Here is a 26,561-nt window from a genome sequence, read left to right as displayed (position 1 = left end):
TGAAATGAGTGCGGCGCGTGCTCATAGCACGTTGTTCGGATCGAGCTGGACCATTGCATTGGCCTGCAGCGCCGATGGCAGCGCGAGACTCAAAAGCGGCAGCGTCGGCACCAGCGGGTTGGTCGAATAGGCGTAGTTGAGCGTGACCTGGATGCACGACAAGCTGGCGTTGTAGGTACAGGCGGCGGGCGTCGCGGTGCATTGCGCGAGGCTCGACAGCCAGTTGGTCAGGTTTTGCGCGGTCTGGCAGGCAGCCGTGCTGCGCAACGCGAGCGACTGAGCGACGGTGCTCGCGCCGGTCTGATACCGCAGCGCCGCGCGCGCGCCCTCTTCCGCCGCCAGCGTCAGCGATTGCTGCGCGACGAAGATCAGGCTGTAGGTGACGATCGCGTAGAACACATAGAAAAAGAGCGGAAAGATGATCGCGAATTCGACCGCCATGCTGCCGCGCTGTCGCTGCTTTTGGCGGCCTAAAGGAATCGGCCTGCGCTTCATGACGGATTCTCCAGCGCATGCAGCGCGAGATGCGCGATCACCGCGCACGCGAGCAGCGCGCCGAAAGGCGTACTTGATCGACGATATTCGGCGGCTGAAGTATCGGCGGGAAAATCGCGTATCTGGAATATTGGAATTCGGCGCGCCAGCAAAATCAGCGCGTGGACGAAAGCCGCCAGACTCGCCGCCATCCAGATACCGAGCAACGCATGCGGTCCGCACCATGCGCCGACGGCGGCGAAGAGTTTGATATCGGCGGCGCCCATCATATTGAGCAGGTAGAACGGCAGCAGCGCCGCGAAACCGGCGGCGGTGCCGAGCAGCGCGCTTTCCAGCGTGATATCGAATGGGGACGCGCGCCACGCCGCGAAGGCGAGCGCGGACAGCCCGCCCGCCAATACGAGCGAATTGGGTATCGACCTGCGCCGGCAGTCGGATAAAGCGACTGCGAGCGCCCAGGCGACGAGAATCGCGTTTTCAAATGAAAGCATGACGGCGCACGATCGGCAGGTAAGGCAAAAGCAGCAGGTGAGGCAAAACGTATTCGATTAAACGAACGGTTAATCGAAGACGTTTTAATGCTGATGCGTGAGCAAAAAGAAATCCCCGCGCGCCGGATTGCTCCGGCGCGGATCAAATCACTTTCCGTGAATTAAATATCCCGAGCCGATTAAGCTCGGGATTCGAGGACGCTTTTAGCTGTGGCTGGCCAATTCGGTCTTGATGGCTTCGAACGTGCTGGAAAGTTGAGTCGCGACGTCCCCCACGGCCGCCATGATGCCTAATGCCAATACACCGGCAATCAAACCATATTCGATCGCGGTAATGCCACGGCGGTCGCGGAGGAACTGCAGAACGGTCGCTTTCATTTGTGTTGCCCTCGGAATGGTGAATCTTTGGCCTATTGACGTGTTTATCCTTGCCGCTTAATAAGCATGCCTGCGTCACCCGCAACGCACGCTTATTAAGCGGCATTTCAAATCCACGTTTTCTCTCAGTTTGTTTTATGTTTGCTTCGTTTTAGCTTCGATAACCCCTCCCGCACCGTTTGCCGAAAGAAGAATCCGCTTTTGTGAATTTATAACCCAGACATATCTCAAAATCAATAATCATCTGACAGTAGTTGTACTAGTAGCGACACACGACGCCCGCAGTTCCGCCCCGATTGCACCCTGATTCGATTGAATTTCTCGTTACCTGGTTGTTATCCCGCACGGTGCGTAATTAGCTTATCGCCGATTAACGTCTTATTCGTCGATATTGCTGATAGCCGTCATGAAACTCTTTCCCCTTATTCGATGTAACGCGATCAACCGTAACGCGCCCCTTGCTTCGTAACGTTACGAGAACGTGTTTTCCCTCTTCGCCCGCGTGTCTTGCGCGCATCCTTCCGGCATCCTGAGCATTCGTTAAAGCCGCATCGCATAAGGATTTTTTACCTGTTTCGAGACCCGCGCGCCGCAATCGTTTGGCGTGGTTTGGCGTGATGGCACGGCTCTCGCAATAAATCGGCCGTCGTTCAAACAAAACATACGAGGGCCGAACATGAATACGAGAGATATCGCGCGCGTCACGCTGCGCACCACAATCATCGCGGCTGCGGCGGCGAGTCTGTTGTCACTGGCCGCGTGCGGCGGCTCGGGATCGATCAGCAAGGGCGCGACCGGCAGCAGCGGCGCGGGCGCCGGCACGATCTCATCTGATAACGGCGGAACGGGCGGCGCGGGTGGCGGCACGGATACGGGCACAGGTACAGGCACTGGAACGGGCGGAACTTCGGGGACCACGACCGGCAGCACGGGCAGCACAGGCGGCACGGGCGGCACCGGTGGTGGAGGAAGTGGCGGGGGGAGTGGTGGTAACGGCGGCACGGGCGGCGGCACCGGAACCACTCCGGTCCAGCCGGTCGCAGCGGTCGCCGACAAGACCGGCAACGTGGTGTCCGCACTGGGCGATACGGTATCGGGCCTGGGCACGACCATCGGCACGAGCACGACGCCCGTCGTCAGCGCGGGCACCACGAAAGCCGCAGGCGACACCGTATCGAATCTTGGCGCGGCTGTGTCCACGCTCGGCGACGGCGTATCGGCCGGGCTCGGCACGATTGGTTCGTCGACGAATCCGGTCGGCACCACGGTCTCGAGTCTGGGCGGCGTCGTATCGAAGACGGGCGATGCCGTTTCGAGCGCGGGCACGCTGGTGCAGAGCCTGGGCACCGGCACGCTGTCGCCGCTCGCGCCGGTGACGACGCCGGTGGGCGCGATCGTCGGCATCGTGGGGAACGCGGTCGATCAGACCGGCGGTGTGGTCGGCCAGTCGCTCAGCAGCGCGCCGGTCACGCAGGTCACGCAAGCCGTGAGTCAGGCCATCACGCCGATCACATCGCTCGTCGGCTCGACGACGCAAACGGTCGGCGCGGCCACGGGTCTCGGCCAGCCGGTCAACAACCTGCTGACATCGCTTGGCGGCGCGCTCGATACCACCGGCAAGAACATCTCGGCTTCGGGTGGCAATGCGCTCACGAGCGGTCTGGGCACGCTGGTTTCATCGACGGGACAGACGGTTTCGACGGCGGGCGGGCTGGTCAATGGCAATTCGGGCAGCAATCCGCTCGCGCCGATCACCGGCATTCTCGGCGGCGTGACCGGTGGCGGCACGGGCGCGGGCGGCATCCTGGCACCGGTGACGGGTCTGGTGAGCGGCGTGACGGGCGGTTCCGCTTCGGGCGTGCTCGCGCCGGTGACGAGTCTTGTCGGCGGACTGACGGGCGGACTCGGCGGTACGGTTACGGGCGCAGGCGCGGGCGGCATTCTTGCGCCGGTGACCGGCGTGGTCGGCGCACTGACGGGCGCAACGGGCGGCGCGACCGGCGGCACGGGATCGAGCACCGGCGTGCTTGCGCCGGTCACGGGTCTGCTCAGCGGCGTGACGGGCGCGCTCAGCAGCACGACGGGCGGCACGGGCACAGGCTCAGGCACAGGTTCTGGCACAGGTTCTGGCACAGGTCCGGGCAGCACGGGTGCGGGCGGCATTCTTGCGCCGGTCACCGGTCTGGTCAGCGGCCTGACGGGCGCGGCGACATCGCCGGGATCGGGCGGCACGGCGCCCTCAGGCGGCGTGCTCGGCACGGTGACGACGGTCACGGCAGGCCTCGGCGTCACGGTGGCGACCAATCAAACGACAGCTCCGGCCACGGGCCTGTCATCGTCGTCGGGTGGCACGTCGGGCACGGGCGGCACCGCGAACGGCGGCGGCCTGCTCGGTACGGTCGGCACGCTGGTCGGAGGCGTCCTGGGCAGCAAGAACCGCTAAAGCGCAGAAGTAAAACCGGGCGGGTAAGGCCGAGCCAACGGCCACGCCGCCCGGTGTATCGACGATAAATACGTTGGAATCCGAAGTAACTGCCGCACGTAACTGCAGCACAACACAAACGACGAAGAACGCACGACGTTCTCGCGACATCGAAATCGAGGGAAACACCATGCAGATCCGTGACTGGAAACGGGCGCTCTTTCTTGCCGCTATGGCGGCGCCCTTCTCGGCCCAAATCGCACATTCGCAGACCGTTCCTGCCGCACCGCGCCCGGCCGTCGGCGGCAATCCGCTCGACGCGCTGCCTCAGGTCAAAGCGCCATCCACTCCAACCGTGACCGTCGATGTGCAGAAGCCCTCTTCCGCACTCGATGCGCTGCTCGCACGCCATATCACGCCGAGCAAGGTCCAGATCGAAGGCGTCAAAACGCTGCCGTTCAAGGATGTAGCCGGACGATTCACGCCGCTGGTCGGTCAGGACATCACCATCGGCAAGCTGATCGAGACGGCCAACGAAGTCACGCAGATGTACAAGGACCAAGGCTATGCGCTGTCGTTCGCCTTTATCCCGGCGCAAACCTTCGAGGGCGGCGTGGTGCGCGTGACCGTGGTCGAAGGCTATGTTGCCGATGTCGTCATCAAAGGCAAAGCTGGCGCGGCGGAGAAACGCATTCGCGCCGTGGCCGATCGCATGCGTGCCGACCGGCCGCTGCGGCAGGCGACTTTCGAGCGCTATATCAACGTGCTCGGCATGATTCCCGGCGTGAAGACGCAAGCCACCGTCGCGCCGCCGACCAGCACCGATGGCGCGGCCACGCTCACGCTGGACGTCGATCGCAAGCCGTTCAACGTGAGTACGGGGATCGACTTCAATCATCCGGGCGTGCAGGGTTTGCTGAGCGCAACCGAGAACGGCATGCTGGGGCTGGGGGAATCGCTCAGTGCGTCGGCGCTGCTGCCGAAGGGGCGAAACGATCAGACCTACTACGCGTTGAACGGTACGCTGCCGATCGGCACGGACGGCTTCACCGCCAAGGTCGATGCTTCGCATTACTACGGGCATCCGGTCGATAATCCGGGCCTGCCGTCCTATATCGAACGGACGGTGGTCAACGACAGGCTGGCGTTTTCGGCGGTGTATCCGTTCATGTTGTCCAATACGCGCAGTCTGGTCGGCACGGCCACGCTGTACGCATCGCACGATCAGGACCGGCTGAAGAATACCGTCGTCGAAGGCAATCCGATGCTCTCGCAGCATTCGCAAATCCGCGTCACGCAGTTGCAGCTCGATTACACCGCCATCGGTACGGGCGTGACGCGGCGCATGAGTGTCAATGTGGCGAAGGCGTTCGACGTGCTCGGCGCATCGAAGGGAACGGATACGAATATCGTTGGATATGCGCCGGTGAATCCGGTGTCGCTCACCTTCGTGCGCACGGGCGCGACTTATACGCAGAACAACGACTGGCCGTTCGGCATAGGCACGGCCGTATCGGCGACCGGGCAGTATTCGCCCGATACGCTGCCCACGTCCGAGCAGGTTTCGTTCGGCGCGCAGCATTACGCGGCGGGCTATCAGCCGGGCGAAGTATCGGGCGATTCGGGCTGGGGCGCATCGTTCGAGGTGAACCGGCCGGTGGTGATCGGCATGACGTATCTGAAGACTTTCACGCCCTACGTTTCCGTCGATGCCGCGCGGGTGTATCTGCATGGCGGCACGGCGAATCCGAAGCAGTTGTCATCGGTCGGGATCGGCTTTCGCGTAAGCGATGCGAAGCACTATTCGCTCGATTTGTCCGTGGCCAAGGCCACGGGTGATGCGCCTGTAGAAAGCGCGTCGAGAAGTCCGCGTGTGAACGCGACGTTCTCGTATCAGCTGGATTGAGTTGTTGCGAGGTTAGCGCCCGCTGAATGCCACGCGGGCGCAGTGTCCATTACTGCGTAGTCGTAGCCGGCGCAGGCTTGCCCGCCTTCTGCGCGTCGATCTTCTTCTGCGCGTTTTGCAGGTTCTGCGGATAGTTGGTCTGCTCGCCAGCCGGGTTGTAGCCGTTCTTTTCCAATTGGCTCAGTTCGGCGTTCTTCTTGGCGCGCGCTTCCTTGCGCTGTGCCTTCCTAACTTCCTTCGGCGTGGATGCGCCCGCATCCTGAGCCTGCGCCGATGCAACCGGCAGAGAAATAAGCGCCGCAGCGGATAAAGCGAGGACGGCCAACGGAGCAGTGCGGAGGTTCAGCATGGCGATTCTCCAAAAAGAGGTATGTAAGCCAAAACGCCTGCGCAAAAACCGATCCCGCCCCTTCTCACCGATTCACCGATCGACGATACGGCTCAGATTCCCCCGCACGCGCTGCAACAGGCCGATCAGTTGATCACGTTCCTGCGCGCTGAATCCCGCCAGCGCTTCCTCCGTGATCTCATCGCCCACGCGCCGCGCCCGATCGAGCGCCTGCTCGGCTTTCCCGCTCATGCGCACCTGACGCGCGCGGCGGTCGTCCGGGTCGTCGCGACGTTCGATCCAGCCGCCCTCTTCCATCCGGTCGAGCAGCCGCCCGGCCGAAATCGGCGCGACTTCGAGCAGCCCCGCGAGCCGCGCCTGATTGACTTCGCCGTAATGCGACAGGTACGCCAGCACCCGGCACTGCGCGCGCGTGAGATTGAGCGACGACTTCGCCAGTTCATCGAAACGATTGCCGCACAGGCGGTCCACGTCCGCGACCAGAAAGCCGAAGCGTTTGTCGAGTTGGGTTTCCATCGCGCGATTATATGAAAGCCGACTGCGGCGCGCATATAATAAGCGTGCTTATCATCCACATACTTACTATTCGATGCCGCCGAGCCCCGGCACCCGTCAATGTCCTCTCAAGCCTCCGCGGAAAGCGCCGCCGTCCCGCTGAACCGCACCATGCTCACCGTCGCGATCATGCTCGCGACGCTGATCCAGACCCTCGACAGCACCATCGCCAACGTGGCGCTGCCGCATATGCAGGGCACGCTCTCGGCCTCGCAGGACGAAATCACCTGGGTGCTGACGTCGTATATCGTCGCGGCGGCGATCGCCACGCCACTCACGGGCTGGCTCGCGGATCGGCTCAGCGTGAAGCGCCTGCTGTGCGTGTCGATTGCCGGCTTTACCGTGGCGTCGGCGCTGTGCGGTTTGTCGGAGACGCTGACGCAGATCGTCGCGTCGCGGCTGTTGCAGGGCATTTTCGGCGCGGCGCTGGTGCCGCTGTCGCAGTCCATCCTGCTCGATATCAACCCGCCCGAAAAACAAGGTCAGGCGATGGCCGTCTGGGGCATGGGCGTGATGGTCGGCCCGATTCTCGGGCCGACGCTCGGCGGCTGGCTCACCGACAGCTACAACTGGCGCTGGGTGTTTTTCATCAACGTGCCGATCGGCGCTTTTGCGCTGTTCGGCGTGCTGACGTTTCTGCCGACGCAGGCGGCGCGCCGCTCCGTCAAATTCGACGCATTCGGCTTCGCCACGCTGGGCCTGGCCATCGGCGCATTCCAGGCGATGCTCGATCGCGGCGAGCAACTCGACTGGTTCGGCTCGATGGAAATCCGCATCGAAGCCATTCTCGCCGCCGTGAGCTTCGTTTTCTTCGTGGCGCACACGGCGACGGCGGGCGCGCGATCCTTCTTCAAATACGAGTTGCTCAAAGACCGCAACTTCGCGACCGGCACCTGCTTCATCTTCGTGATCGGCGCGGTGATGTACGCCACGCGCGCGCTCCTGCCGCCGATGTTGCAGAACCTGATGAACTATCCCGTCGCGACCACCGGCCTGGTCACCGCGCCGAGCGGCGCAGGCACGATGGTGGCGATGCTCGTCGCCGGACGCCTGCTCAAGCGCATCGACGCGCGGCTATTGCTGCTCGCGGGCTTCCTCATCTCCGCCTTCGCGCTCTGGCAGATGATGCACTACACGATCGTCCTCTCCGCCTCCGACATCGTCTGGCCGGGCGTGATTCAGGGCTTCGGTCTGGGTTTCGTGTTCGTGCCGCTGTCCGCGCTGACCTTCTCCACGCTCACCGCCACGCTGCGCGCCGACGGCACGGCCACCTACAGCCTGATGCGCAATATCGGCAGCAGTATCGGCATTTCGATCGTGCAGACGCTGATGACGCGCAACACGCAAGTCGCCCACGCCGACCTCGCCGCGCAGATCACGCCCTTCAATCCGCTGATGCAGCCCATGCTCACCAGCGGCACGATGCAGGACATGGCGATGCTCAATCAGAGCATCACGCAGCAGGCGTCGATGATCGCTTATCTCAACGATTTCAAGCTGATGTTCGTCGCCACGCTGTTGGTGGTGCCGCTGATTTTGCTGATCCGACCGGCGCGGCGGGTGACGAACGAATCGCTTGCGCATGCGGCGATGGATTGAGGCTCACGCACTCACCGTCTTCGGCACCAGCAAATCGCCGAACGCATCCGCCGACAGCGGTTTGGCCAGCAGGAAGCCCTGCATCTCGTCGCACATCATGTCTTCGAGCCGGTCGAGTTGCGAGCCGGTTTCGACGCCTTCCGCCACGACATCCATATCGAGCGAGTGCGCCAGCGCAATGATCGCGGACACGATCGCGCGTCCTTCCTGACCGTTTTCGTCCAGCCCGTTCGTGAAGAAGCGGTCGATCTTCAACTGCTTCGCGCGGAAACGTTGCAGATAGGCCAAGCTCGAATAACCCGTGCCGAAATCGTCGATGGCGATCTCGAAACCGCTTTCCTGGAACGCATGAATCATCTCGATGGTGCGCGGCGCGTCCTGCATCGCCACGGTTTCGGTGATCTCGAACATGATCAGATCGGGCGATACGCCCTGCTCGCGCACGATCCGGATCATGTTCTGAACCAGGTCCGTTTCGGTCATCTGACGCGGCGACAAATTCACCGCCACCTTCACCGGCGGCCGGCCTTCCGTGCGCCATTGCGAGATGTGTTTGCACGTCTCGCGCACCACCCAATAGCCAATCTGCACAATCTGCCCCGAACGCTCCGCGATCGGAATGAACTCCATCGGCCCGAGCATGCCGAGTTCCGGATGGTTCAGGCGGATAAGCGCTTCCGCGCCCGCCAGTTCGCCACTCTTGCCACGGAATTTCGGCTGGAACAGCAGGTAGAAAAAGTTGGAACCGAGTGCATCGTGCAAGGCTTGCTGAATCTGCAAGGTGCGCACGGCGGCTTCGTTCATGCTGGCTTCGAAGAAACGATACGTGCTGCGGCCGCCGCGCTTGGCTTCGTACATGGCGACATCGGCGTGCTTGAGCAATTCATCGACGGATGCGCCGTCCTGCGGAAACAGCGCAATGCCGATGCTCGGCATCACCTGAAGCGGATGGCCGCTCGCGACCAGTCCCTGACGCATCACTTCCAGAATGCGCTCGGCCATTTTTTCGGCATCGGTCGGCACGTTGAGGTTTTCCAGCATCACGACGAATTCGTCGCCGCCCAGACGCGCGACCGTGTCGCCGCCGCGCACGCACTGGAGCAGGCGCTTGGAGAATGCTTTCAGCACTTCATCGCCCACGGTGTGGCCGAGCGAATCGTTGATGGTCTTGAAGCCGTCGAGATCCATAAAGAGGATCGCGAAGCGACTGCCGCCCGCCAACGCATTCTTGATCGCGCGTTCCATGCGTTCGGTCATGGTGCGACGGTTCGGCAAGTCGGTCAGCGTGTCGAAACTCGCCATCCGCACGATCTGACCATTCAGGCGCGACACCGAACCGGCCAGCACGGATGTGCGCGCGTCATAGCGCGAAAGCACCAGCGTGATGCTCAGAATCGCCAGCGTAAAGAGCGCGACGGTCGTCGCAAGCCAGCGTCCATCGACGCTGTTCGCCGCGCCGCAAATGGAATTCGGCAGAAAATTGGCCGCCGCATTGCCGGTGTAGTGCATCCCGGTAATCGCGATACCCATTACCACCGCCGCAATCAGCCGTTTTTCGACCACCTTGTCCTGCGTGACATCGGCGAGCGTGCGCGCAATCCACAGCGCCGCGCCCGACGCGCCGATCGCAATCAAGATCGAAGCGGCGAACAGCCACGGATCGTATTGAATCGCCGGGACCATTTGCATGGCGGCATCGCCCGTGTAGTGCATTGCTGCAATGCCGATACCCATCGCCACGCTGGAGATGATCAGCCGCCGCGCCGTCAGCTTCGCGCCGTTGATGACCCACAGCGCGAAGTACGAGACCACGATGGCGATCACCAGCGAGCCTGTCGTGATGCCGAAGTCGTAGCCGAGCGGAATCGGCAATTCGAAGGCGAGCACGCCAATGAAGTGCATCGACCAGATACCGATGCCCATCGATGCCGCGCCGCCCGCCAGCCAGACGTGGCGCATGCGCGATTGCTGGAGCATCGCGATTCGGCCCGAAATATCGAGCGCGGTAAACGAAGCCAGCGACGCGACCACCAAGGACGCCGCGACCAGCCATAAATTGTATGTGCCGTGCATTTTTGATGACCGTGAAAAGAGGCTCAATTACGTAAGCGTCTTATCGGCTGCGGTCAGGCAAGCTTTAGCTTGTAAATGCGAATAATTGTCAGCCAGCTTTTGTCGAGGTCAGAGTTCGGGGTCGAGCAGCGCTGCGACATGCTCCAGAAGCCGCTCGGACCAGGGCCGGCGTCGCCATTCCTCGAGCGTGATGCGCCGCGCCCGCGTCAGATCGTTTTCGATGATCGCCGTCTGCTGGCGTGCGAAATCGCGGTCGTAGATATTGAGGTTGGCTTCGTCGTTCAGTTTGAACGAGCGCGTGTCGAAATTGGTCGAGCCGACCGACACCAGATATTCGTCCACCACCATCAGCTTGCAGTGGAACATGGTCGGCTGGTATTCGTACATTTCGACGCCCGCCGCGAGCAGATCGCCCCAGCACGCGCGTGAGGCCTCGCGCACCGTGTGGGTATCGATCCGTTTGCCCGGTGTGATGACGCGCACGCGCACGCCGCGTTTCGCCGCTTCGACGATCGCGTTGATCGTCAGCTTGTCGGGCACGAAGTAGGCGCTTTCCAGCTGGATGGAATGCGTCGCGGCGGTAATCGCCATCAGATACATGAGCTGCATGTCGTCGCTGCCGCCCGAGGGCGAACTGCTGAACATATGCGCCAGACCCGCGCCGGGTTCGGTGAGCGCAGGAAGCGCGGACAGTTCCGGAAAGTATTCCGGACCATGCAGCACGTTCCCCGTCGCCTTGACCCAGTTGTCCATAAACACGGCCTGCATATGTCCGACCGCCGGGCCTTCCAGACGGAAGTGCGAGTCGCGCCAATGCTTTTCGTCCTGCGCGTGGCCGGTCCATTCTTCCGCAATACCCACGCCGCCCGTAAAACCCACTTTGCCGTCGATCACCAGCAGCTTGCGGTGCGTGCGGTCGTTCATGCGGCCGAGGCCGGTCCAGTGCGGTTTGTGATACTGAATGACTTCCGCGCCGGAGTCGCGCAGCATCGACAGATAGCGCTTGTCCATTTTCGAGGAACCGACCCAGTCGAGCAGCACGTGTACGGCTACGCCACTGCGCGCCTTGTCCGATAACGCCTTCGCCACCTGCTCGCCGATCTCACCGGACCAGTAGATAAAGGTCTCGAAGCAAATGGTCTGCTGCGCGGAGCGAATGCCGTCCAGCATCGACGGGAAGATTTCGTCGCCGTTGACGAGCACCTGAAAGCGATTGCCATCGACCACGGGCGGGCCGAGCAGCAGACCCATCGAGCGGAGAAATTGCGGGTCGTCGCTGGCGTAGAGCCGTTCGATCTTGTGTTCGACCTTCTTTTCGCCGGTCGTGAGATTGGCGATCACCAGAACGACGATGACGGTCACCACGACCGTCAGAACAATCACAGCGAACATCAGCATGCGCGGGCCTCGGCTTCGGTGGGAACCGCTAGTGTAGGCGGTTCCCGGCGCGAGGCTTCAGCCGACCACCTTCGCAATCTGTTTGGCGATCGAATCGGCCAGTTTCTTCTCATCCGACGACACCCCCGCGCGCTTCGTCTCCGACACCGCGTGCATCCCGCCCGATACCGCCAGCGAGCTCGCCACATGCCCCGCCGCCGCGCCGATGCCCGCCATTTCCGCGACGCCGGGCGCGTGGCCGCTGTCGGCATCGGCATCGAACTGTTCGAGCACTTGCGGCGTGCCGTGAGCGGGCGTGAAGACCAGTTGCACCGTCGCGCCGACCTGACTCTTGCCCGCACCGAGGCCGATCAGCGTGCGGCGGCGGCGATTGCCCGCATCGATCGAGTCGATGCTGCCCTGCACCGCAAGCACGTTCTGATCGGACGGCGGCGGGACATCGGCGCGCACGGCGGGCAGACCCATCGACTGGAGTTTGGCGACGATTTCGTCTGCTACCGCTTCACGCGATTGCTGCGCTTCCTGCGCCTGTTGTTGCGCGGCGGATTGGTCGGACATTGCGCCTTTGAGCTTCGAGACGATGCCGTGATTGTCCAGCTTGACGTCGGCGGCGTCGCTCTGGAAGGCGTAGACGTAGATGGTGTCGGGGCGGACCGTTTGCGCGTGAGCGGCGGTGCCGGCGAACAAGGCGGTGGCGGTGAGGACACAAGCAGCAGCGGCGCGTTTGATGGCGAGGGCGAAAGTCATGGTGCATCTCCTGAAGGATTCGTCGGTGCGTGATGCGGCTTTCGGTTCCTGCTCTATCGTTCCCGTCACGCTTGGCGCAACTATGCGGGACGGCGATAAATCAGGCCATCGAGCATTTATGTCGCGGGGTGTCACGGGCCGCCGAGCCTTGTGTGACAAGGTTCTGCGCGCGTTCGGAAAGTCGCGGTCGGGATCGAATCGGCGGCACGATTCGAGCAAATTTCGCCTGCCTGTGATTCACTGCTGTCTCGCGGCGCGCTTATGCCTGCTCAACCCGTCAACGCACAGGAGCACAAATATGGATCTGAAAATCGCCAACAAGCTCGCCTTGGTGTCCGGATCGACGAAGGGTATCGGCCATGCGATCGCGGTGGCGCTGGCGCGCGAAGATGCGCGCGTGATCGTCAACGGCCGCACGCAAGCATCCGTCGATGACGCCCTCGCCCGTCTGCTCGAACTCGTCCCGGACGCGCGCGCCGAAGGCTTCGCGGGCGATATCTCCGATCCCGCGCAAGTCAGCGCGCTGGTCGAGCGTTATCCGCAAGTCGATATTCTCGTGAACAACATGGGCATCTTCGACCCGAAGCCCTTCGAAGACATTTCCGACGATGAATGGCTGCGCTTTTTCAACGCCAATGTCATGTCCGGCGTGCGGCTGTCGCGCGCGTATCTGCCGAAGATGAAGGCGCAGAACTGGGGCCGCGTGGTGTTTATCAGCAGCGAAAGCGGCATTCAGATTCCCGTCGAGATGATCCATTACGGTCTGACGAAGACGGCGCAACTCGCGCTCTCGCGTGGTCTGGCGGAAACCTGCGCGGGCACGGGCGTGACCGTGAATTCCGTGCTGCCGGGTCCGACGAGTTCGGAAGGCGTGACCGAGTTTGTGAACAAGCTGAGCGGCGGCAAGAGCTTCGAGGAATTCCAGACGCAGTTTTTCGAGGAAGCGCGCCCGACGTCCATCCTCAAGCGCTTTATCACGCCGGAGGAAATTGCCAATACCGTGGCTTATGTGTGCTCGGAGTTGTCATCGGCGACAAATGGCGCGGCGTTGCGGGCCGATGGCGGCGTGGTGCGCGCGGCGTTCTGATCCAGCCGCTCAGTTCAGTCACTCGGTTCAGCCGCTCGATTCAGCCGCTTAAATCACGCGCCTGCTCCAGCGCAGCGACGATGGCCGCGACGGTTTTTTCCCGCGCGGCCTCGTCGTTTTGGCGCAGCGCATACGACGGGTGATAAGTCGCCACGATCAGCTTGTCGCGATACGGCACCACGCGCCCCACATGCGCCGATAAAGTCGCGCGCTTGCCGAGCAGCGCGTTCAGGGCCGTCGCGCCGAGCGTGACGATCACGCGCGCGCCGACATCGTGCAGTTCCTGTTCGAGCCAATACGAACACGCATCGATTTCCTGCTGCGCGGGCGTTTTGTGCAGACGGCGCTTGCCGCGCGGCTCCCATTTGAAGTGCTTGACCGAATTGGTCAGATAGACCTGCTCGCGCGGCACACCGGCGCGGCGCATCGCATCATCGAGTAACTGGCCTGCGGGACCGACGAAGGGTTCGCCCTTCAGGTCTTCCTGATCGCCGGGCTGCTCGCCGAGCAGCATGATGCGGGCATCGCGCGGGCCTTCGCCTTGCACGGCTTGCGTAGCGTGACGCCAGAGATCGCAGCGGCGGCAGGTATCGAGCGATGTGGGGGCATCGCGTTCGGGTTGCGCAGCCTGCGCTTCGACCTGCACGGTCTTGCCGCCCATAGCGCCGACATGCTGCGCTTGTCCGACGCGTCGCGCGCCGCCCCGCGCCTGGCTGATCATGCCGGGAATCAACGCGCCTTCGGGCAGCCCCTTCCAGAAACGCACCGGCATATGCTGCTCCAGGGCCCCTTCGTTCAAACGCGCGGGGTTGAAGATGCTGCGGTAGTAGGTCATCCACAGGGCTTCGGCGGCATCGGGGGTATCGACTTTGTGGTCGGCGGCGAGCGCGGGGCGGCGTTCCAGATGCAGATGCGCGCCATCGAACATGGCCGCGCCGTCGGGCGTGGTGATCAGCCACGTCGATTTGCCCATGCGATCGGCGAAATGCTCCGCGCCCCACGCGAGCACATCGTGATCCGGCTCGTACCACGCGATATATTCCGGCGCGCCGAGCGAGGCTTCGCGCTGACGGAATCGCACATAGGCGATCATGTCGTGCTGCGCGCGCCGCACGGATTTCGCCATCTTGTTGAGCCGCGCGCCATCTTCGTCCGCCGCCGACGCCGCCGCGCGATCGCCCTGCGCCCAGCGCCACAACACGCGATAAAGAAAGCCCCAGCGTTGTGGATCGCGGAAATGGGCGGCGTCTTTCAGAAGCGTCGCGAGTTCTTTGGAAATGCGGATGGTTTCTGACTTTGCGGAAACGTCCGGAGAAGCGTCCGAGGCCGAATCGAACAAGGAAGGCGCGGCCTGCTCCGTGCGCCATTCGATCGATTCCGGCGTCAGACCTTGCGCTAAAGCATGGCGCGCCGCGTTGCGCCAGGCATCGAAATCATCGTCGATGGTAATAACGGGCACGTCAGATCAGCGAAAGTTGCACGGGCTGCGTGGCGAGCGCGCGCCGCAGATGGTCGGACTGCACCTCGCGCAGCGGCGGCCGATAATCCTCCGTCACGACGAACGGCTTCACCTTGTCCATGCCGCAGCGCAGCCGCACCAAATCCTGATAACGCACACGCCGCGCGCGCCGCAACTCGACGATACGCTTCGCATTGCGCATGCCGATGCCCGGCACCCGCGCGATCATCCGCACCGGCGCGGTGTTCAGATCCACCGGAAAACGCTCGCGATGCGCCAGCGCCCAGGCCAGTTTCGGATCGATATCGAGCGGCAGATTGCCTGCATCGCCCAGCAATTCGGCGGCGTTGGAACCGTAGCCGCGCAACAAAAAATCCGCCTGATACAGCCGATGCTCGCGCAACAACGGCGGCGCTTTCTGCGGCAAGGCTGAGGGTCCATCGGGAATCGGACTGAACGCGGAGTAATAGACGCGCTTGAGCTGATACGAGCCGTACAGCGTTTCCGCCGTGCCGAGAATGGTGCGGTCGTCGGTTTCGTCCGCGCCGATGATCATCTGCGTGCTCTGCCCCGAAGGCGCGAAACGCGGCGCGCGCGGCTCCGCTTCGGCCTCTTCGCGCGCCATGCGGATATTGCCCATTGCCAGCTTGATGGTGCGACCGCTTTTTTCAGGCGCGAGCTTTTCCAGACCAATTTCGGTCGGCAATTCAATATTCACGCTCAGCCGGTCCGCGTATCGCCCGGCTTTTTCGATGAGTTCAGCATCCGCATCCGGGATCGTTTTCAAATGGATGTAGCCGCGAAACCGATGCGTCTCGCGCAGCGATTTCGCCACGAGCATCATCTGCTCCATCGTGTAATTCGAGGAGCGGATCACGCCCGAACTGAGAAACAGCCCGTCGATGTAATTGCGGCGATAAAAGTCCAGCGTGAGATCGACGACTTCTTCGGGTGTGAAGCGTGCGCGTGGCACGTTGCTCGAACGACGGTTGATGCAGTAGCGGCAGTCGTAAAGACAGAAGTTGGTCAGCAGAATCTTGAGCAGCGAGACGCAGCGGCCATCGGGCGTGAAGCTGTGGCAGATGCCGGAGCCGGTGCTGGCGCCCAAACCATCGATACCGCGCGATTCGCGTTTGGGCGCACCGCTGCTCGCGCACGAGGCGTCGTACTTGGCTGCATCCGCGAGAATTTCGAGCTTCTCGGACAAGTCCATTTTGATGTGATACTGTATGTTTATACAGTATTCTACGGAGTTGATGGGGCGTTGGCAATTAATGAGTCTGGTACGTGTTCGACTCGTTCTCGGATGCATCCGCACGCCCCGTTCCACGGAGACTTTTATGCGTTTCGACTACCGCACGTTTCATATCGACTGCACCGCGCGTCATGACGAAGACGGGCGCTTTTATGCGCACGCGCGCATCGCCTGTCCGCCGGATGAGCGCACGCCGCACGTCCAGGTGTTCGACTCGGACGATCTCGATGGCTTCGACAGCGAGTGGGACGCGCTGCATTGCGCGCGCTCGTGGGCTATCGAGTGGTGCGACGAGATGCTCGCGGGACTACAGCAATAGCAACTTGTCGATGTCCCTTCCCTCACGGCACGTTCATTGCGGAATGTAAGACGACGCTGCATCGCTGAATGCGGCGCGTGGTTCACATTCACCGTCAATGGAAACTGGAAAAGGGAGAGACATCATGAGAACGATCAGAACGAGTATTGCCGCGGCCTTGATCATGAGCGCATCGACGCTGGCGTTTGCACAGTCGGGTGGCGGCGGTGGCGGCACGGCAGGCGGCAATGGCGCGGGTCAAGGCGGCACCGGCATGAGTACGCCGAATGCGCATGGCGCGACGGGTTCGACGTCGGGTGCATCGGGCGCGAACACGATGGATTCGAAAAGCTCGAACGGCAAGATGATGATGAAGAAGAAAGGCGACTCGGGCATGGACGCCAGCGGCGGCGCAGCCAAGTCGAATTGATATCGGTTTAGGAGTAACAGCCCGCGTGCTTCGGACGGAAGCGCGCGGGCTTATTCATGTCCCCGCCAAATGCGTCCCTACGTCATAGGGATTTCGCCATTTCCCCATTCTCCGTAACTTGACCCCTGAACGCTGCGCATCCCGTGCGTTCATTGCATCGCGCGCGCATGGATTCACTCGGGCCTGCTCGCATACAAACGACCACGCGTTGCCCCTGCGGGGACAACCCTTCGGGAACGCCCGAACTCACCCGCATGGCGGCGTCGCGCGTCGCTTGTTTGGATAACCAAACGGCGCTCCTTACTCCTTGCCCTGCGGGCGATTTCGAGCGTTCGCGTGGCCGTTTGTATGCGAGCAGACCCGAAGAGGCGTGTCGGCTGGCCGTCGCATGGCGTCCCGATACGCGTGGACCATGCGCGACGCGATTTTTGTCGTCGAATGAAGGGGAAACGCATCATGAATCGCAAGACCCAAACCAGAGTCGTCACGATGATGGCCGCCTGCGCGCTCGTCGTGAATGCCGCTTATATGCAGTCGTCGCGCGCGCAAGGCATGCCGGACAGCGCGCATCAGATTATCGATACGATGCGGCCGATGTACGTCGCGCAAGACGCGCCCGCATCGGGCACCGCCGCCAATGACAATTCCTATGGCGGCGCCGATTCCGGCAAGAGCGAATCGTCAACCGATACGCGTAGCCAGTGAAAAGCCCGCGCGCATGACTTCACCCGGCGCAAGCACGCCGCCGCCCGCCGACGCGCGATCCGCATCGAGATTCACCCAGTCCGCGACATTGCTCACCGGCTCCACGCACAATAACGATGGAAACGTCGCGGGCGCATAAATCACCATAAAGTCGAACGGCGCGGCCGCTTTCAGCGTGACCGCGCGATCTTCGTCGGGCCACGCAATCGTGGCCGAATGCTTCCAGCCGGTGAAGTGATTGTCGAGATCGAAGGCATCGGGGAGCATGCCTTGCGCGGAATTCAGCGCATCGACGCTGGGGTGCGGCGCGAGATGCATCGGCAAGGGATCGGGCGTGCCGTGCCACATCGCATCGACTTGTGCGCTCACAGTCGTGGCTGGCGTACGTGGAAAATAAGGATGATGGCCGATGCCGAACGGCATCGGTTGATCGGACAGATTGCGCAGCGTCATGGTGACGGACAGCGCGTGCGCATCGAGCACAATTTCCTGCGATGCCTCGTACGCGAACGGCCAGTGATGCGCCGCCGCACGCGACGGCTCGTGCGCAAAGCTCAACGTCGCTCGCGACTCGCTCACCGCATCGACACGCCACGGGCGACGCCACGCGTTGCCATGCAGCGCATGCGGGAACGTATTGCCATCGTCGGACAGATCGATGAGTTCGCCGTTGAATGTGAAGCGCGCATCGCGGATGCGGTTGCAGTACGGCAGCAGCGGAAAGCTCGCCATGCCGAGCGGATTGCGCGCGTCGAGCATTGCTTGCGTCGCGGGACGGAGCCAGTGGATCACGTCGGCATCGTGCGACTCGTAAAACGCCGCGATCGCGCCGCCGATATGCGGCGCGAGCAGCACACGCCGCGCGCCGTGACGCAACTCGACCAAGGGTGTATCGGCGGGCGTGGAGAGAGAAAAACGATCGTCGCTCAATATGCGAACTGCCTGTAGTTTTCGTCGAAGCTACGCGTGGTTTCTTCGACGATGTTGTTGAATCGCAGCAGACGTCTGGCGCGCGCGGGTAAGCCTGCGAGCACGCCGCGCGGTACGTCGATATGCACTTCGGGCCGGAAATACCATGCGCGGCTGTAGCCGATCACGACCATCGGACGCGGCGCGGCGATCAGATTCGGCGTGCCGCGATGCAGTCCGCGTACGTCGCGGATCATCACGTCGCCGAGTTGCATCGGTACGCGTTCCGGTGCGATGCGCCCTGCTTCCATCGCGTCGAGCGCTTCCTCACGTGACATGCGATGCGTGCCACGCGTGGTTTCGAGCGGGCCGTTGCTGTCGTCCACATCGACCAGCGGAAAATTGACCGCGAGCTGGAAGGACGGCGTTTCCGGCGCGTTGTCGAAAAGCGCGGGCGTGTCGCGATGCCAGTCCTGGTTTTGCGAGCCGAGCACGGGCGTATCGGTGGCGAGCTGGCACATCACCGGATCGCGGCCCGCGACGCGTTCGACTATTCCGACGATGTCTTCATCGCAGAAGATGGCGGGATCGGCGAACAGGCCGTCGAACGGCAGCGTCACGTAATAGCGGCCGGGACCGCGATTGCCGTTGGCGTTTGCATCGACATGCGGTTGCAGCAGCGGCATGAAGGCGTCGCGCCATGCTTCGATCGTCGCGCGTGGAAAGTGCTCGCGCAGCATCAGAAAGCCGTCGCGCTCGAACGATGCCGCCAGCGCATCGCGCTCGCTTTCGTCGTATCGGCCCATGCGCGGCTCCTTCTTGTCTCTGTCTCGGTTGGCGAAGAGAATCGCACGGCTGTAATCGAGTCGTCAATATTATTAGTAATAGTCGGTGAAAACCCCGAGTCTGATTGGCGTTCGTGCGCGTTGTTCATCGCTAATATTAGTGGTAAGTTTGCTGCACTCCAGCCGTCACGCACATGAAGAAAACCACTCAGCGCCGCCCGACCATGACCGATATCGCGAAACTCACCGGAGTCTCGCAATCGACGGTTTCGCTCGTGCTGAACAACGCCAGTGGTGCCAAGTTTTCGGATGCCACGCGTGACAAGGTGCTGCGCGCGGCGCAGGAACTCGGCTATCGGATGACACAGCGCGAGCCGAACGCGTTGACGCCGCTGGAAAACGAAGGCGAGCGCAATCTGATCGTCTATCTCGCTGATGAAATCTCGACCAGTCCGCATCCTGTCGTAAGCATCGACGGCGCGCGCGATGCCGCGTTTGCCAACAATCGCATGCTCGCGGTGTATTCGACGCACGGCAACGCGGAAATCGAAGCGCGCGTGCTCGATGCAACGCTCGGCAATCCGAACGTTCTCGGCGTGATCTACGCGACGGTTTATACGCGCCGTGTGAGCGTGCCCGCCGCACTCGCCCGCGTGCCGACCGTGCTTCTCAACTGCTATTCGAACGATGCCAACATCTCGTCGGTGGTGCCGGCGGAAGTCGCGGGCGGACATACGGCGACGGATTATTTGCTGGCGGCGGGGCATCGGCGGATCGGGTATATCAACGGCGAGCCGTGGCAGGACGCGGCGCGCGATCGGCTGAAGGGGTATCGGACCGCATTGGCGACGGCTGACTTGCCGTTCGCGCCGGAACTCGTGCGCGAAGGCGATTGGGGTCCGGCCACCGGCTTCGAAGAAACGCTTTCACTGATGCGCGAGCCGAATCCGCCAACCGCCATTTTCTGCGCGAACGATCTGATGGCGATCGGCGCGATCGAAGCCGTGAAGCAACTCGGCCTGCGCGTGCCCGACGATGTGTCCGTGCTCGGCTACGACGATCAGGAAATCGCGCGTCATACGCATCCGCCGCTTTCTACCGTCGTTCTGCCCAACTACGAACTCGGACGCTGGGCGGTCGAAACGCTTTTGCAGGAAGAACATAACCGCGCGGCGGGTGCGCCGGTGCGGCGTCGGACCGTGAAACTCGATGGGCCTTTGATCGAACGTGTGTCGGTGAAAGTGCTCAGCGAAACGAAGCAACTCGTGACTAATAATATTAACGAATAAGTAATAACTCTCGCAGCAGACAGACCGGGCAACAACAAGCATCGGCATCAATAGAAACAAGAAAGAGGCAAACCATTCCAATCGGAGGAAGACATGCTGTCGCTCAAGAAGAAATCGGGCTTGCGCCCGCTCGCCGCCACACTCTCTGCATTGACCGCGCTTACCTTTACCGCAGGCTTCACCACCGCGCACGCAGCCGATGACGCGCTGCCCAAGATCCCGAACAAGAAACCGCTGAAGGTCGGTTTCGCGCAGACGGAGAGCAACAACCCGTGGCGTCTGGCGGAGACCAAGAGCTTCAAGGATATTGCCGCGAAGTGCGGCTGGCAGATGGTCATGACCGATGCCAACAGTTCCGCCGCCAAACAGGTCGCGGATATCCAAAGCATGATCGCGCAGCACGTCGATCTGCTGGTGTTCCCGCCGCGTGAAGAAAAGCCGCTGGTGCCGGTCATCATGCAGGCGAAGAAGGCCGGCATTCCGGTGATTCTCGTTGACCGTAACGTCGATCAGTCGATGGCCAAAGCGGGCAAGGACTACATCACGTTTATCGGCTCGGACTTTATCGATCAGGGACAGCGCGCCACCGACTGGCTCGTGAAGGCGACGGGCGGCAAGGCGACCATCATCGAACTGGAAGGCTCGACGGGCGCGTCCGCGGCGAACGATCGCAAGAAAGGTTTCGACGATGTGATCGCGAAGAATCCGGGCATGAAGATCGTTGCATCGCAGAGTGGTGATTTTGCGCGCGACAAGGGTCGTCAGGTGATGGAAACCCTGTTGCAGGCGCATCCGGATGTGACCGCCGTCTACGCGCACAACGATGAAATGGCGCTCGGCGCGATTGCCGCGATCAAGGCGGCGGGCAAGCAGCCGGGCAAGGATATCCAGATCGTCACCATCGACGGCACCAAGGGCGGACTGGACGCCATCAAGGCGGGCGAACTCGGCGCGAGCGTGCAGTCCAGTCCGTTCTTCGGGCCGCTGGCGTGTGACGTGGCGCAGAAGTACGCCAAGGGCGAAACCATTCCGCCGTGGGTCAAGGTCTCGGACCGCTTCTACGACAAGAGCAACGTCGATGCGAGCATGAAGTACGGCTACTGATCTTCAGCGAAGTGTGTGTGCCTTTGCGGGCGCTTGCTTTCTCAAGCCAGGCGCTCGCTTTTTCATTTCGATGACGATGGATGAAGCACGATGGCTCAGGCTCCCTTGCTGGACATGCAGGACATCGATATTTCCTTCGGCGGCGTCGCGGCGCTCAAGCACGCGCGGCTGACCGTCGCGGCGGGCGAAGTGCATGCGCTGATCGGCCAGAACGGCGCGGGTAAATCGACGCTGATCAAGATTCTCACCGGCGCGTATCGCAAGAGCGCGGGCGGCATCAAATTCGATGGACGCGAGATCGATTTCCGCACGCCGAAAGAGGCGCGCGAAGCCGGCATCAGCACGATCTATCAGGAGATCAATCTGGTGCCGTTCCGCTCGGTCGCGGAAAATATTTTTCTGGGCCGCGAGCCGCGCCGTTTCGGTCTGATCGACTGGAAAAGCGTGCAGCGGCGCGCGGATGAATTGCTCGAATCGTTCGGACTGAAGATCGATGTGAAAAAGCCCGTGCGTGAATATTCCAGCGCGATTCAGCAGATGGTCGCGCTGGCGCGGGCGGTGTCGTCGGACGCGCGGATGGTGATCATGGATGAATCGACTTCTTCGCTCGACGAGCGCGAAGTCGAGTTGCTGTTCACCGTGGTCAGACGATTACGCGACGATGGACGCGCGGTGATTTTCGTATCACATCGGCTGGACGAACTGTATGCGCTGTGCGACCGCGTCACCGTCATGCGCGATGGACAAACCGTCGCCGAAAGCAGCATGCAGGAGATGGACAAGCTCAAGCTCGTCACCACCATGCTCGGGCGCACGCTCGCCGCTGTGGTGCAGGAAGACAGCGCGGTGAAAGACGCGAATCTCGCCAAGCGCGGCGCGGTGGCATTGAGCGCGCAAGGACTGGCGGCGGGCGCGAAAGTCGCGGACGTATCGCTCGATGTGCATGCGGGCGAAGCGGTCGGGCTCGCCGGTTTGCTCGGCTCGGGGCGCACCGAAACCATGCGCTTGTTGTTCGGCGCAGATCGGCCGGCGAAAGGCGCGCTGTCCATCGACGGGAAAGAGGTCGCGCTCAAGTCGCCGCAAGACGCGATCGCACGCGGCATCGCTTATCTGACCGAAGATCGCAAGGCGGAAGGCATCGTGCCGGAGCTGTCCGTGCGCGACAACCTCACGCTGGTCTGCCTGCCGATGCTGACCAAACGCGGCGTGGTCGATGTCGCCAAACAAAAAGAAATCGTCGATGGCTTTATCGAATCGCTCGGTATCAAGCTGCGTTCGCCCGATCAGCCGATCCGCGAGCTCTCGGGCGGCAATCAGCAAAAGGTGCTGCTCGCGCGCTGGCTCGCCACGCACCCTCGCCTGCTTTTACTCGATGAACCCACACGCGGCATCGACGTCGGCGCGAAGGCGGACGTCGCCAAGATCGTGCGCGAATTACGCGATTCGGGGCTGGCCGTGCTGCTGTCGGCATCGGAACTGGAAGAACTGACGGCGGTGGCCGACCGCGCGGTCGTGATCCGCGATGGCCAGACCGTCGCGAAACTCAACGGCGCGCAGATGAACGAAGCCTCGATCATGGATGCGATCGCGTACGGCGCGGGCCGCGAATCGACGCTGGCCGAGGCGGTGGAGGAAGCCAAACATGATCGATAAGACGCATAGCGCCGCGCCCATCGTCCAACAAGCGCCGGTCAAGAAAAAACGCGGCGTGGCGATCCAGCGTGAGATCGTCGTGCTGCTGGCGATGATCGTGTTCAATCTGCTGTTCACGCAGCATTTCGTGTCGCTGCAAACCTTCAACGTCAATCTGACGCAGGTGGTGACGATCGTGATCGTCGGCATTGGCATGACGCTGGTGGTGGCGACGGGCGGCATCGACTTGTCCGTGGGTGCGTCGATGGCGATCTCCGGTGCGCTCGCGCCGATGCTGTTTATGAATATCGACGGGCCGCTCGGGATCGTGCTCGCGTTCACGCTGCCGATTATCGTGGCGGCCTTGTGCGGCGTATTCAATGGCTTGTTGGTGACGCGGCTCAACGTGCAGCCGATTGTCGCGACGCTGGTGTTGTTTATCGCCGGACGCGGCATCGCGCAGGTCGTCACGGACGGTAGCCTTCAGGCGTTCACCAATCCCACGTTTCAGTGGATCGCGCTGGGCAAGATCGCGGGCGTGCCCTTCCAGATTTTGCTGATGCTCGCGCTGGTCGCGCTGTTCACGTGGATCGTGCGCAAGACGCTGTTTGGCAAGTATCTGCTGGTGACGGGCGGCAACGAGGACGCGGCGTATCTGTCGGGCATTCCGACCATGCGCGTCAAGATGATCGCCTACGCGCTGTGCGCCGCGCTGGCGGGACTGGCCGGACTCATTTCGATCTCGGTGAATTCGTCGTCGGACGCGAACGTGGTAGGTCTTGGCGTCGAACTGGATGCGATCGCGGCGGTCGCGGTCGGCGGCACGGCCTTGACGGGCGGACGCGCGTACATCACGGGCACGCTGATCGGCGCGCTCATCATCCAGTTATTGCGCTATACGCTGCTCGCCCACGGCATTCCGGATGCGGCGGCGCTGGTGCTGAAAGCGGCCATCATCATCGCGGCCGTGTACGTGCAAAGAAAGCGAGGCTGAATCGAATATGAAGAAGAACTTGCCCATTCTGATCGCGCTGGCCGCGCTGCTCGTACTCGGCGTGACCCGTTACGACCATTTCGCCGATGCCTACAACATCCTCTCCTTCTGGCGATACAACTCCATGTTCCTGCTGATTTCCATCGGCATGGCGTTCGTGATCATCACGGGCGGGATCGATCTGTCGGTGGGATCGGTGGCGGCGCTGGCGAGCGTGGTGTCGGCGCTGGCGAGTCCGCATGGCGGCCTGGTCGCCGTGCTTGCCGGATCGATTGCCGGGCTGGCGGTGGGTCTGCTCAACGGCATGGTGATTACGCATATGCGGATTTTGCCCTTCATCGTCACGCTGGCGACCAGTCTCGGCGCGCATGGTCTGGCGCTGCTGCTCGGCCATAACGATGCGGTCGGCATCGCGTCCGACACGAGCTTCGCGGCCTTCGGTCAGGGCGATATCTTCGGCCTGCCGATTCCGGGCGTCGTATCGGCGGTGGCGGCAATTCTGGGCTGGATCGCGTTGCGCTCGGCGCGCTTCGGGCGGCACGCGCTGGCGATCGGCGGCAGCGAAGAGGCATCGCGATTGATGGGGATGAATGTCGATCGCACGCTGGTGGCGGTGTACGCGGTGAGCGGACTGCTCGCGGGTATCGCCGGGGCGATTCTGGCAGCGCAGTTCGGCGCGGGACAGCCGAACGAAGGCGTCGGCTGGGAGCTGTTCGCGATTTCCGCTGTCGTGCTCGGCGGCACGCGTCTGACGGGCGGCGAAGGCTCGATCGCGATGACGATTGCCGGTGTCGCGCTGCTCGGACTGGTGTTCAACCTGCTCAACTTCGAAAACGGGCTGGGGTATATCAGCTTGTCGGCTTACTGGCAGTCGGTGATTCGCGGTTTGTTCCTGCTGCTGGTGATCGTCTTGCAGGCCAGAGTGCTGAAGCGCGGCGGGAAGACGGTGAAGGTGGCGCACTGAGTCGGCGCTGAGTGAGCAGACTCAAGGCTCCGGATTGGCGATATCCGCTTCGACCAATCTTTGTCCGAGCACCTGCGCGGCCTTGCGCGCATCTTCACTCGACTCGTACGGGCCGATGGTCTCGCAGCCATCGAACGGATAGAGCACGCGCTTGTCGCGTTTTCTGACCACCTTCAATGTGCCGACGTGCAGGCCCGTCGCATTCACCACATAAGACGCGTAAATATCGAAGCCTTCATAGACGGAGCCTTCGGAGAGCGGCGAGGATTTCGGCATAAGTCGGATATGGATCGTGCGGTAGACGAGCGACGACAAAGCGTCTCATTCGAGGTGAGACTGCCGCAGCAATTAGTGTTCCGCACGCGCCAGGACAAGGCTTCGGAGCCGATCCCGTATAGTGCGAAACGATATGGCAAAAAAACCGCACCGAACGGATCGAACCTCATGAAAAACTGTATCGCCCGCGCGGCCATTGCTGCGCTTTTCCCCGCATTCATTTCCCTCAATCCCGTCGCCGCGCAAGCCGCCGAACTGCACGTGATGAGTTCGGGCGGATTCACCGCAGCGTACAAAATCCTCGGGCCGAAGTTCGCTTCCGATACCGGCAATACACTCGACACCACGCTCGGCCCCTCGATGGGCAAATCGCCCGAAGCGATTCCCAATCGCCTCGCGCGCGGCGAACCGGCGGACGTCGTCATCATGGTCGGCTATGCGCTCGACGACCTCATCAAACAGGGCAAGGTGATACCCGGCTCACGCGTGGAACTGGCGGATTCGCGCATCGGCTTGTCGGTGCGCGAGGGCGCGGCGAAACCCGATATCGGCACGGTGGATGCGCTGCGCAATACGCTGCTGCAGGCGAAATCGATTGCGTATTCGGATAGCGCGAGCGGCGTCTACATTCAGAACGAGATGTTCAAAAAGCTCGGCATCGAAGATCAGGTCAGACCGAAGGCGAAGATGGTGCCAAAGATTCCGGTCGCGTCCGTCGTCGCGGATGGCCAGTACGAAATGGGATTTCAGCAGGTCAGCGAGTTGTTGCCGGTAAAGGGCGCGCAATTCGTCGGCCGGATTCCGGAACCCATGCAATCCGTCACGCGCTATGCCGCCGGCATTCCCGCAGGCGCGAAGCATCCCGAGGAAGCGCGCGCCCTGCTCCGCTATCTGGCGTCGCCCGAGGCGCTGGAGACGGTCAAAGCCACGGGCCTCGATCCTATCGATGGAAAATGATCGC

At 62.2% G+C, this 26,561-nt stretch carries 26 protein-coding genes; 13 read left to right on the top strand and 13 right to left on the bottom strand.

Annotation, left to right across the window (positions count from 1 at the left end; translation table 11 throughout):
* Positions 1-21 precede the first annotated feature (21 nt).
* From P7F28_RS14745 to P7F28_RS14735, 3 genes are all read right to left on the bottom strand, one after another.
* Complete coding sequence (locus P7F28_RS14745; RefSeq protein WP_277185260.1) at positions 22-495, bottom strand: TadE/TadG family type IV pilus assembly protein; 474 nt, start codon at positions 493-495, stop codon at positions 22-24.
* On the bottom strand, positions 492-986 hold the full coding sequence (locus P7F28_RS14740; protein ID WP_277185259.1) for a prepilin peptidase: 495 nt from the start codon (positions 984-986) through the stop codon (positions 492-494). The genes P7F28_RS14745 and P7F28_RS14740 overlap by 4 nt, the downstream gene beginning before the upstream one ends.
* Positions 987-1,190: 204 nt before the next feature.
* Entirely contained in the window at positions 1,191-1,364 is a 174-nt protein-coding gene (locus tag P7F28_RS14735) for a Flp family type IVb pilin (RefSeq protein ID WP_277185258.1), read from the bottom strand.
* A gap of 676 nt (positions 1,365-2,040) precedes the next feature.
* Here P7F28_RS14735 and P7F28_RS14730 point away from each other — a divergent pair.
* Both P7F28_RS14730 and P7F28_RS14725 read left to right on the top strand, forming a co-directional pair.
* Positions 2,041-3,807 carry a collagen-like triple helix repeat-containing protein gene (locus P7F28_RS14730; RefSeq protein ID WP_277185257.1) on the top strand — a complete coding sequence of 589 codons (1,767 nt, stop codon included), beginning with the start codon at positions 2,041-2,043 and terminating at the stop codon, positions 3,805-3,807.
* 169 nt (positions 3,808-3,976) lie between these two features.
* Positions 3,977-5,692 carry a ShlB/FhaC/HecB family hemolysin secretion/activation protein gene (locus P7F28_RS14725; protein WP_277185256.1) on the top strand — a complete coding sequence of 572 codons (1,716 nt, stop codon included), beginning with the start codon at positions 3,977-3,979 and terminating at the stop codon, positions 5,690-5,692.
* A gap of 49 nt (positions 5,693-5,741) precedes the next feature.
* Here the strand turns inward: P7F28_RS14725 and P7F28_RS14720 are convergent, their stop codons facing one another.
* Together P7F28_RS14720 and P7F28_RS14715 are read right to left on the bottom strand one after the other, a co-directional pair.
* Complete coding sequence (locus tag P7F28_RS14720) at positions 5,742-6,041, bottom strand: DUF4148 domain-containing protein (protein WP_277185255.1); 300 nt, start codon at positions 6,039-6,041, stop codon at positions 5,742-5,744.
* 72 nt (positions 6,042-6,113) lie between these two features.
* Positions 6,114-6,557, bottom strand: coding sequence for a MarR family transcriptional regulator (locus P7F28_RS14715; RefSeq protein ID WP_277185254.1), 444 nt, complete (start codon positions 6,555-6,557; stop codon positions 6,114-6,116).
* 99 nt (positions 6,558-6,656) lie between these two features.
* Between P7F28_RS14715 and P7F28_RS14710 the strand changes: the two genes are divergently transcribed.
* Complete coding sequence (locus P7F28_RS14710) at positions 6,657-8,195, top strand: DHA2 family efflux MFS transporter permease subunit (RefSeq protein WP_277185253.1); 1,539 nt, start codon at positions 6,657-6,659, stop codon at positions 8,193-8,195.
* A gap of 3 nt (positions 8,196-8,198) precedes the next feature.
* On the opposite strand, the gene P7F28_RS14705 is transcribed toward P7F28_RS14710, so the two are convergent.
* The 3 genes from P7F28_RS14705 to P7F28_RS14695 all read right to left on the bottom strand — a co-directional run bounded on the left by P7F28_RS14705 (position 8,199) and on the right by P7F28_RS14695 (position 12,413).
* Positions 8,199-10,268 carry an EAL domain-containing protein gene (locus P7F28_RS14705; RefSeq protein WP_277185252.1) on the bottom strand — a complete coding sequence of 690 codons (2,070 nt, stop codon included), beginning with the start codon at positions 10,266-10,268 and terminating at the stop codon, positions 8,199-8,201.
* A 108-nt stretch (positions 10,269-10,376) separates the two neighbouring features.
* A complete protein-coding gene (cls, locus tag P7F28_RS14700; RefSeq protein ID WP_277185251.1) occupies positions 10,377-11,666 on the bottom strand; it encodes a cardiolipin synthase in 1,290 nt (429 codons plus the stop codon).
* Between the two features lie 57 nt (positions 11,667-11,723).
* Positions 11,724-12,413, bottom strand: coding sequence for a DUF4410 domain-containing protein (locus P7F28_RS14695; protein WP_277185250.1), 690 nt, complete (start codon positions 12,411-12,413; stop codon positions 11,724-11,726).
* Positions 12,414-12,711: 298 nt separating this feature from the next.
* On the opposite strand from P7F28_RS14695, the gene P7F28_RS14690 reads away from it, so the two are divergent.
* The gene (locus P7F28_RS14690) at positions 12,712-13,500 is read left to right on the top strand and encodes an SDR family NAD(P)-dependent oxidoreductase (protein WP_277185249.1); all 789 of its coding nucleotides are present in this window, start codon (positions 12,712-12,714) and stop codon (positions 13,498-13,500) included.
* 40 nt (positions 13,501-13,540) lie between these two features.
* Here P7F28_RS14690 and P7F28_RS14685 read toward each other — a convergent pair whose 3' ends face one another.
* Positions 13,541-14,959, bottom strand: coding sequence for a UdgX family uracil-DNA binding protein (locus P7F28_RS14685; RefSeq protein ID WP_277185248.1), 1,419 nt, complete (start codon positions 14,957-14,959; stop codon positions 13,541-13,543).
* Between the two features lies 1 nt (position 14,960).
* On the bottom strand, positions 14,961-16,172 hold the full coding sequence (locus tag P7F28_RS14680; protein WP_277185247.1) for a putative DNA modification/repair radical SAM protein: 1,212 nt from the start codon (positions 16,170-16,172) through the stop codon (positions 14,961-14,963).
* 127 nt (positions 16,173-16,299) lie between these two features.
* Between P7F28_RS14680 and P7F28_RS14675 the strand changes: the two genes are divergently transcribed.
* The 3 genes from P7F28_RS14675 (at position 16,300) to P7F28_RS14665 (ending at position 17,647) form a co-directional block, all read left to right on the top strand.
* Positions 16,300-16,533 (top strand): hypothetical protein, encoded by a 234-nt coding sequence (locus tag P7F28_RS14675; RefSeq protein ID WP_277185246.1) that lies wholly within the window; start codon positions 16,300-16,302, stop codon positions 16,531-16,533.
* A gap of 124 nt (positions 16,534-16,657) precedes the next feature.
* On the top strand, positions 16,658-16,942 hold the full coding sequence (locus P7F28_RS14670; protein WP_277185245.1) for a hypothetical protein: 285 nt from the start codon (positions 16,658-16,660) through the stop codon (positions 16,940-16,942).
* Positions 16,943-17,398: 456 nt separating this feature from the next.
* Positions 17,399-17,647, top strand: a complete 249-nt coding sequence (locus P7F28_RS14665; protein WP_277185244.1) for a hypothetical protein — start codon at positions 17,399-17,401, stop codon at positions 17,645-17,647.
* Here P7F28_RS14665 and P7F28_RS14660 read toward each other — a convergent pair.
* A complete protein-coding gene (locus tag P7F28_RS14660; RefSeq protein ID WP_277185243.1) occupies positions 17,624-18,577 on the bottom strand; it encodes an aldose 1-epimerase in 954 nt (317 codons plus the stop codon). The two genes, P7F28_RS14665 and P7F28_RS14660, sit on opposite strands and share 24 nt — an antisense overlap.
* The gene (locus tag P7F28_RS14655) at positions 18,574-19,362 is read right to left on the bottom strand and encodes a phytanoyl-CoA dioxygenase family protein (protein ID WP_277185242.1); all 789 of its coding nucleotides are present in this window, start codon (positions 19,360-19,362) and stop codon (positions 18,574-18,576) included. The genes P7F28_RS14660 and P7F28_RS14655 overlap by 4 nt, the downstream gene beginning before the upstream one ends.
* 173 nt (positions 19,363-19,535) lie before the next feature.
* On the opposite strand from P7F28_RS14655, the gene P7F28_RS14650 reads away from it, so the two are divergent.
* The 5 genes from P7F28_RS14650 (at position 19,536) to P7F28_RS14630 (ending at position 25,324) form a co-directional block, all read left to right on the top strand.
* The gene (locus tag P7F28_RS14650) at positions 19,536-20,630 is read left to right on the top strand and encodes a LacI family DNA-binding transcriptional regulator (protein ID WP_277185241.1); all 1,095 of its coding nucleotides are present in this window, start codon (positions 19,536-19,538) and stop codon (positions 20,628-20,630) included.
* 93 nt (positions 20,631-20,723) lie between these two features.
* The gene (locus P7F28_RS14645; RefSeq protein ID WP_277185240.1) at positions 20,724-21,734 is read left to right on the top strand and encodes an ABC transporter substrate-binding protein; all 1,011 of its coding nucleotides are present in this window, start codon (positions 20,724-20,726) and stop codon (positions 21,732-21,734) included.
* A gap of 90 nt (positions 21,735-21,824) precedes the next feature.
* On the top strand, positions 21,825-23,387 hold the full coding sequence (locus P7F28_RS14640) for a sugar ABC transporter ATP-binding protein (RefSeq protein WP_277185239.1): 1,563 nt from the start codon (positions 21,825-21,827) through the stop codon (positions 23,385-23,387).
* Positions 23,377-24,360 (top strand): ABC transporter permease, encoded by a 984-nt coding sequence (locus P7F28_RS14635; RefSeq protein ID WP_277185238.1) that lies wholly within the window; start codon positions 23,377-23,379, stop codon positions 24,358-24,360. The genes P7F28_RS14640 and P7F28_RS14635 overlap by 11 nt, the downstream gene beginning before the upstream one ends.
* Before the next feature lie 7 nt (positions 24,361-24,367).
* Complete coding sequence (locus P7F28_RS14630; RefSeq protein ID WP_277185237.1) at positions 24,368-25,324, top strand: ABC transporter permease; 957 nt, start codon at positions 24,368-24,370, stop codon at positions 25,322-25,324.
* Positions 25,325-25,345: 21 nt separating this feature from the next.
* On the opposite strand, the gene P7F28_RS14625 is transcribed toward P7F28_RS14630, so the two are convergent.
* A complete protein-coding gene (locus P7F28_RS14625; protein WP_277185236.1) occupies positions 25,346-25,600 on the bottom strand; it encodes a DUF6723 family protein in 255 nt (84 codons plus the stop codon).
* Positions 25,601-25,768: 168 nt separating this feature from the next.
* On the opposite strand from P7F28_RS14625, the gene P7F28_RS14620 reads away from it, so the two are divergent.
* Complete coding sequence (locus P7F28_RS14620; RefSeq protein WP_277185235.1) at positions 25,769-26,557, top strand: substrate-binding domain-containing protein; 789 nt, start codon at positions 25,769-25,771, stop codon at positions 26,555-26,557.
* The last annotated feature ends 4 nt before the right edge of the window (positions 26,558-26,561 follow it).

Origin of the sequence: Caballeronia sp. BR00000012568055, from assembly GCF_029439455.1 — a bacterium.
GTDB lineage: Bacteria > Pseudomonadota > Gammaproteobacteria > Burkholderiales > Burkholderiaceae > Caballeronia.
This window is presented reverse-complemented; position numbering and strand designations above follow the sequence as displayed.

Excerpts from the sequence above, each read along its gene's own strand:
- P7F28_RS14745 (WP_277185260.1), bottom strand. The coding sequence starts at position 495 with ATGAAGCGCAGGCCGATTCCTTTAGGCCGCCAAAAGCAGCGACAGCGC.
- P7F28_RS14740 (WP_277185259.1), bottom strand. The coding sequence starts at position 986 with ATGCTTTCATTTGAAAACGCGATTCTCGTCGCCTGGGCGCTCGCAGTC.
- P7F28_RS14735 (WP_277185258.1), bottom strand. The coding sequence starts at position 1,364 with ATGAAAGCGACCGTTCTGCAGTTCCTCCGCGACCGCCGTGGCATTACC.
- P7F28_RS14730 (WP_277185257.1), top strand. The coding sequence starts at position 2,041 with ATGAATACGAGAGATATCGCGCGCGTCACGCTGCGCACCACAATCATC.
- P7F28_RS14725 (WP_277185256.1), top strand. The coding sequence starts at position 3,977 with ATGCAGATCCGTGACTGGAAACGGGCGCTCTTTCTTGCCGCTATGGCG.
- P7F28_RS14720 (WP_277185255.1), bottom strand. The coding sequence starts at position 6,041 with ATGCTGAACCTCCGCACTGCTCCGTTGGCCGTCCTCGCTTTATCCGCT.
- P7F28_RS14715 (WP_277185254.1), bottom strand. The coding sequence starts at position 6,557 with ATGGAAACCCAACTCGACAAACGCTTCGGCTTTCTGGTCGCGGACGTG.
- P7F28_RS14710 (WP_277185253.1), top strand. The coding sequence starts at position 6,657 with ATGTCCTCTCAAGCCTCCGCGGAAAGCGCCGCCGTCCCGCTGAACCGC.
- P7F28_RS14705 (WP_277185252.1), bottom strand. The coding sequence starts at position 10,268 with ATGCACGGCACATACAATTTATGGCTGGTCGCGGCGTCCTTGGTGGTC.
- cls (WP_277185251.1), bottom strand. The coding sequence starts at position 11,666 with ATGCTGATGTTCGCTGTGATTGTTCTGACGGTCGTGGTGACCGTCATC.
- P7F28_RS14695 (WP_277185250.1), bottom strand. The coding sequence starts at position 12,413 with ATGACTTTCGCCCTCGCCATCAAACGCGCCGCTGCTGCTTGTGTCCTC.
- P7F28_RS14690 (WP_277185249.1), top strand. The coding sequence starts at position 12,712 with ATGGATCTGAAAATCGCCAACAAGCTCGCCTTGGTGTCCGGATCGACG.
- P7F28_RS14680 (WP_277185247.1), bottom strand. The coding sequence starts at position 16,172 with ATGGACTTGTCCGAGAAGCTCGAAATTCTCGCGGATGCAGCCAAGTAC.
- P7F28_RS14675 (WP_277185246.1), top strand. The coding sequence starts at position 16,300 with ATGCGTTTCGACTACCGCACGTTTCATATCGACTGCACCGCGCGTCAT.
- P7F28_RS14670 (WP_277185245.1), top strand. The coding sequence starts at position 16,658 with ATGAGAACGATCAGAACGAGTATTGCCGCGGCCTTGATCATGAGCGCA.
- P7F28_RS14665 (WP_277185244.1), top strand. The coding sequence starts at position 17,399 with ATGAATCGCAAGACCCAAACCAGAGTCGTCACGATGATGGCCGCCTGC.
- P7F28_RS14655 (WP_277185242.1), bottom strand. The coding sequence starts at position 19,362 with ATGGGCCGATACGACGAAAGCGAGCGCGATGCGCTGGCGGCATCGTTC.
- P7F28_RS14650 (WP_277185241.1), top strand. The coding sequence starts at position 19,536 with ATGAAGAAAACCACTCAGCGCCGCCCGACCATGACCGATATCGCGAAA.
- P7F28_RS14645 (WP_277185240.1), top strand. The coding sequence starts at position 20,724 with ATGCTGTCGCTCAAGAAGAAATCGGGCTTGCGCCCGCTCGCCGCCACA.
- P7F28_RS14640 (WP_277185239.1), top strand. The coding sequence starts at position 21,825 with ATGGCTCAGGCTCCCTTGCTGGACATGCAGGACATCGATATTTCCTTC.
- P7F28_RS14635 (WP_277185238.1), top strand. The coding sequence starts at position 23,377 with ATGATCGATAAGACGCATAGCGCCGCGCCCATCGTCCAACAAGCGCCG.
- P7F28_RS14630 (WP_277185237.1), top strand. The coding sequence starts at position 24,368 with ATGAAGAAGAACTTGCCCATTCTGATCGCGCTGGCCGCGCTGCTCGTA.
- P7F28_RS14625 (WP_277185236.1), bottom strand. The coding sequence starts at position 25,600 with ATGCCGAAATCCTCGCCGCTCTCCGAAGGCTCCGTCTATGAAGGCTTC.
- P7F28_RS14620 (WP_277185235.1), top strand. The coding sequence starts at position 25,769 with ATGAAAAACTGTATCGCCCGCGCGGCCATTGCTGCGCTTTTCCCCGCA.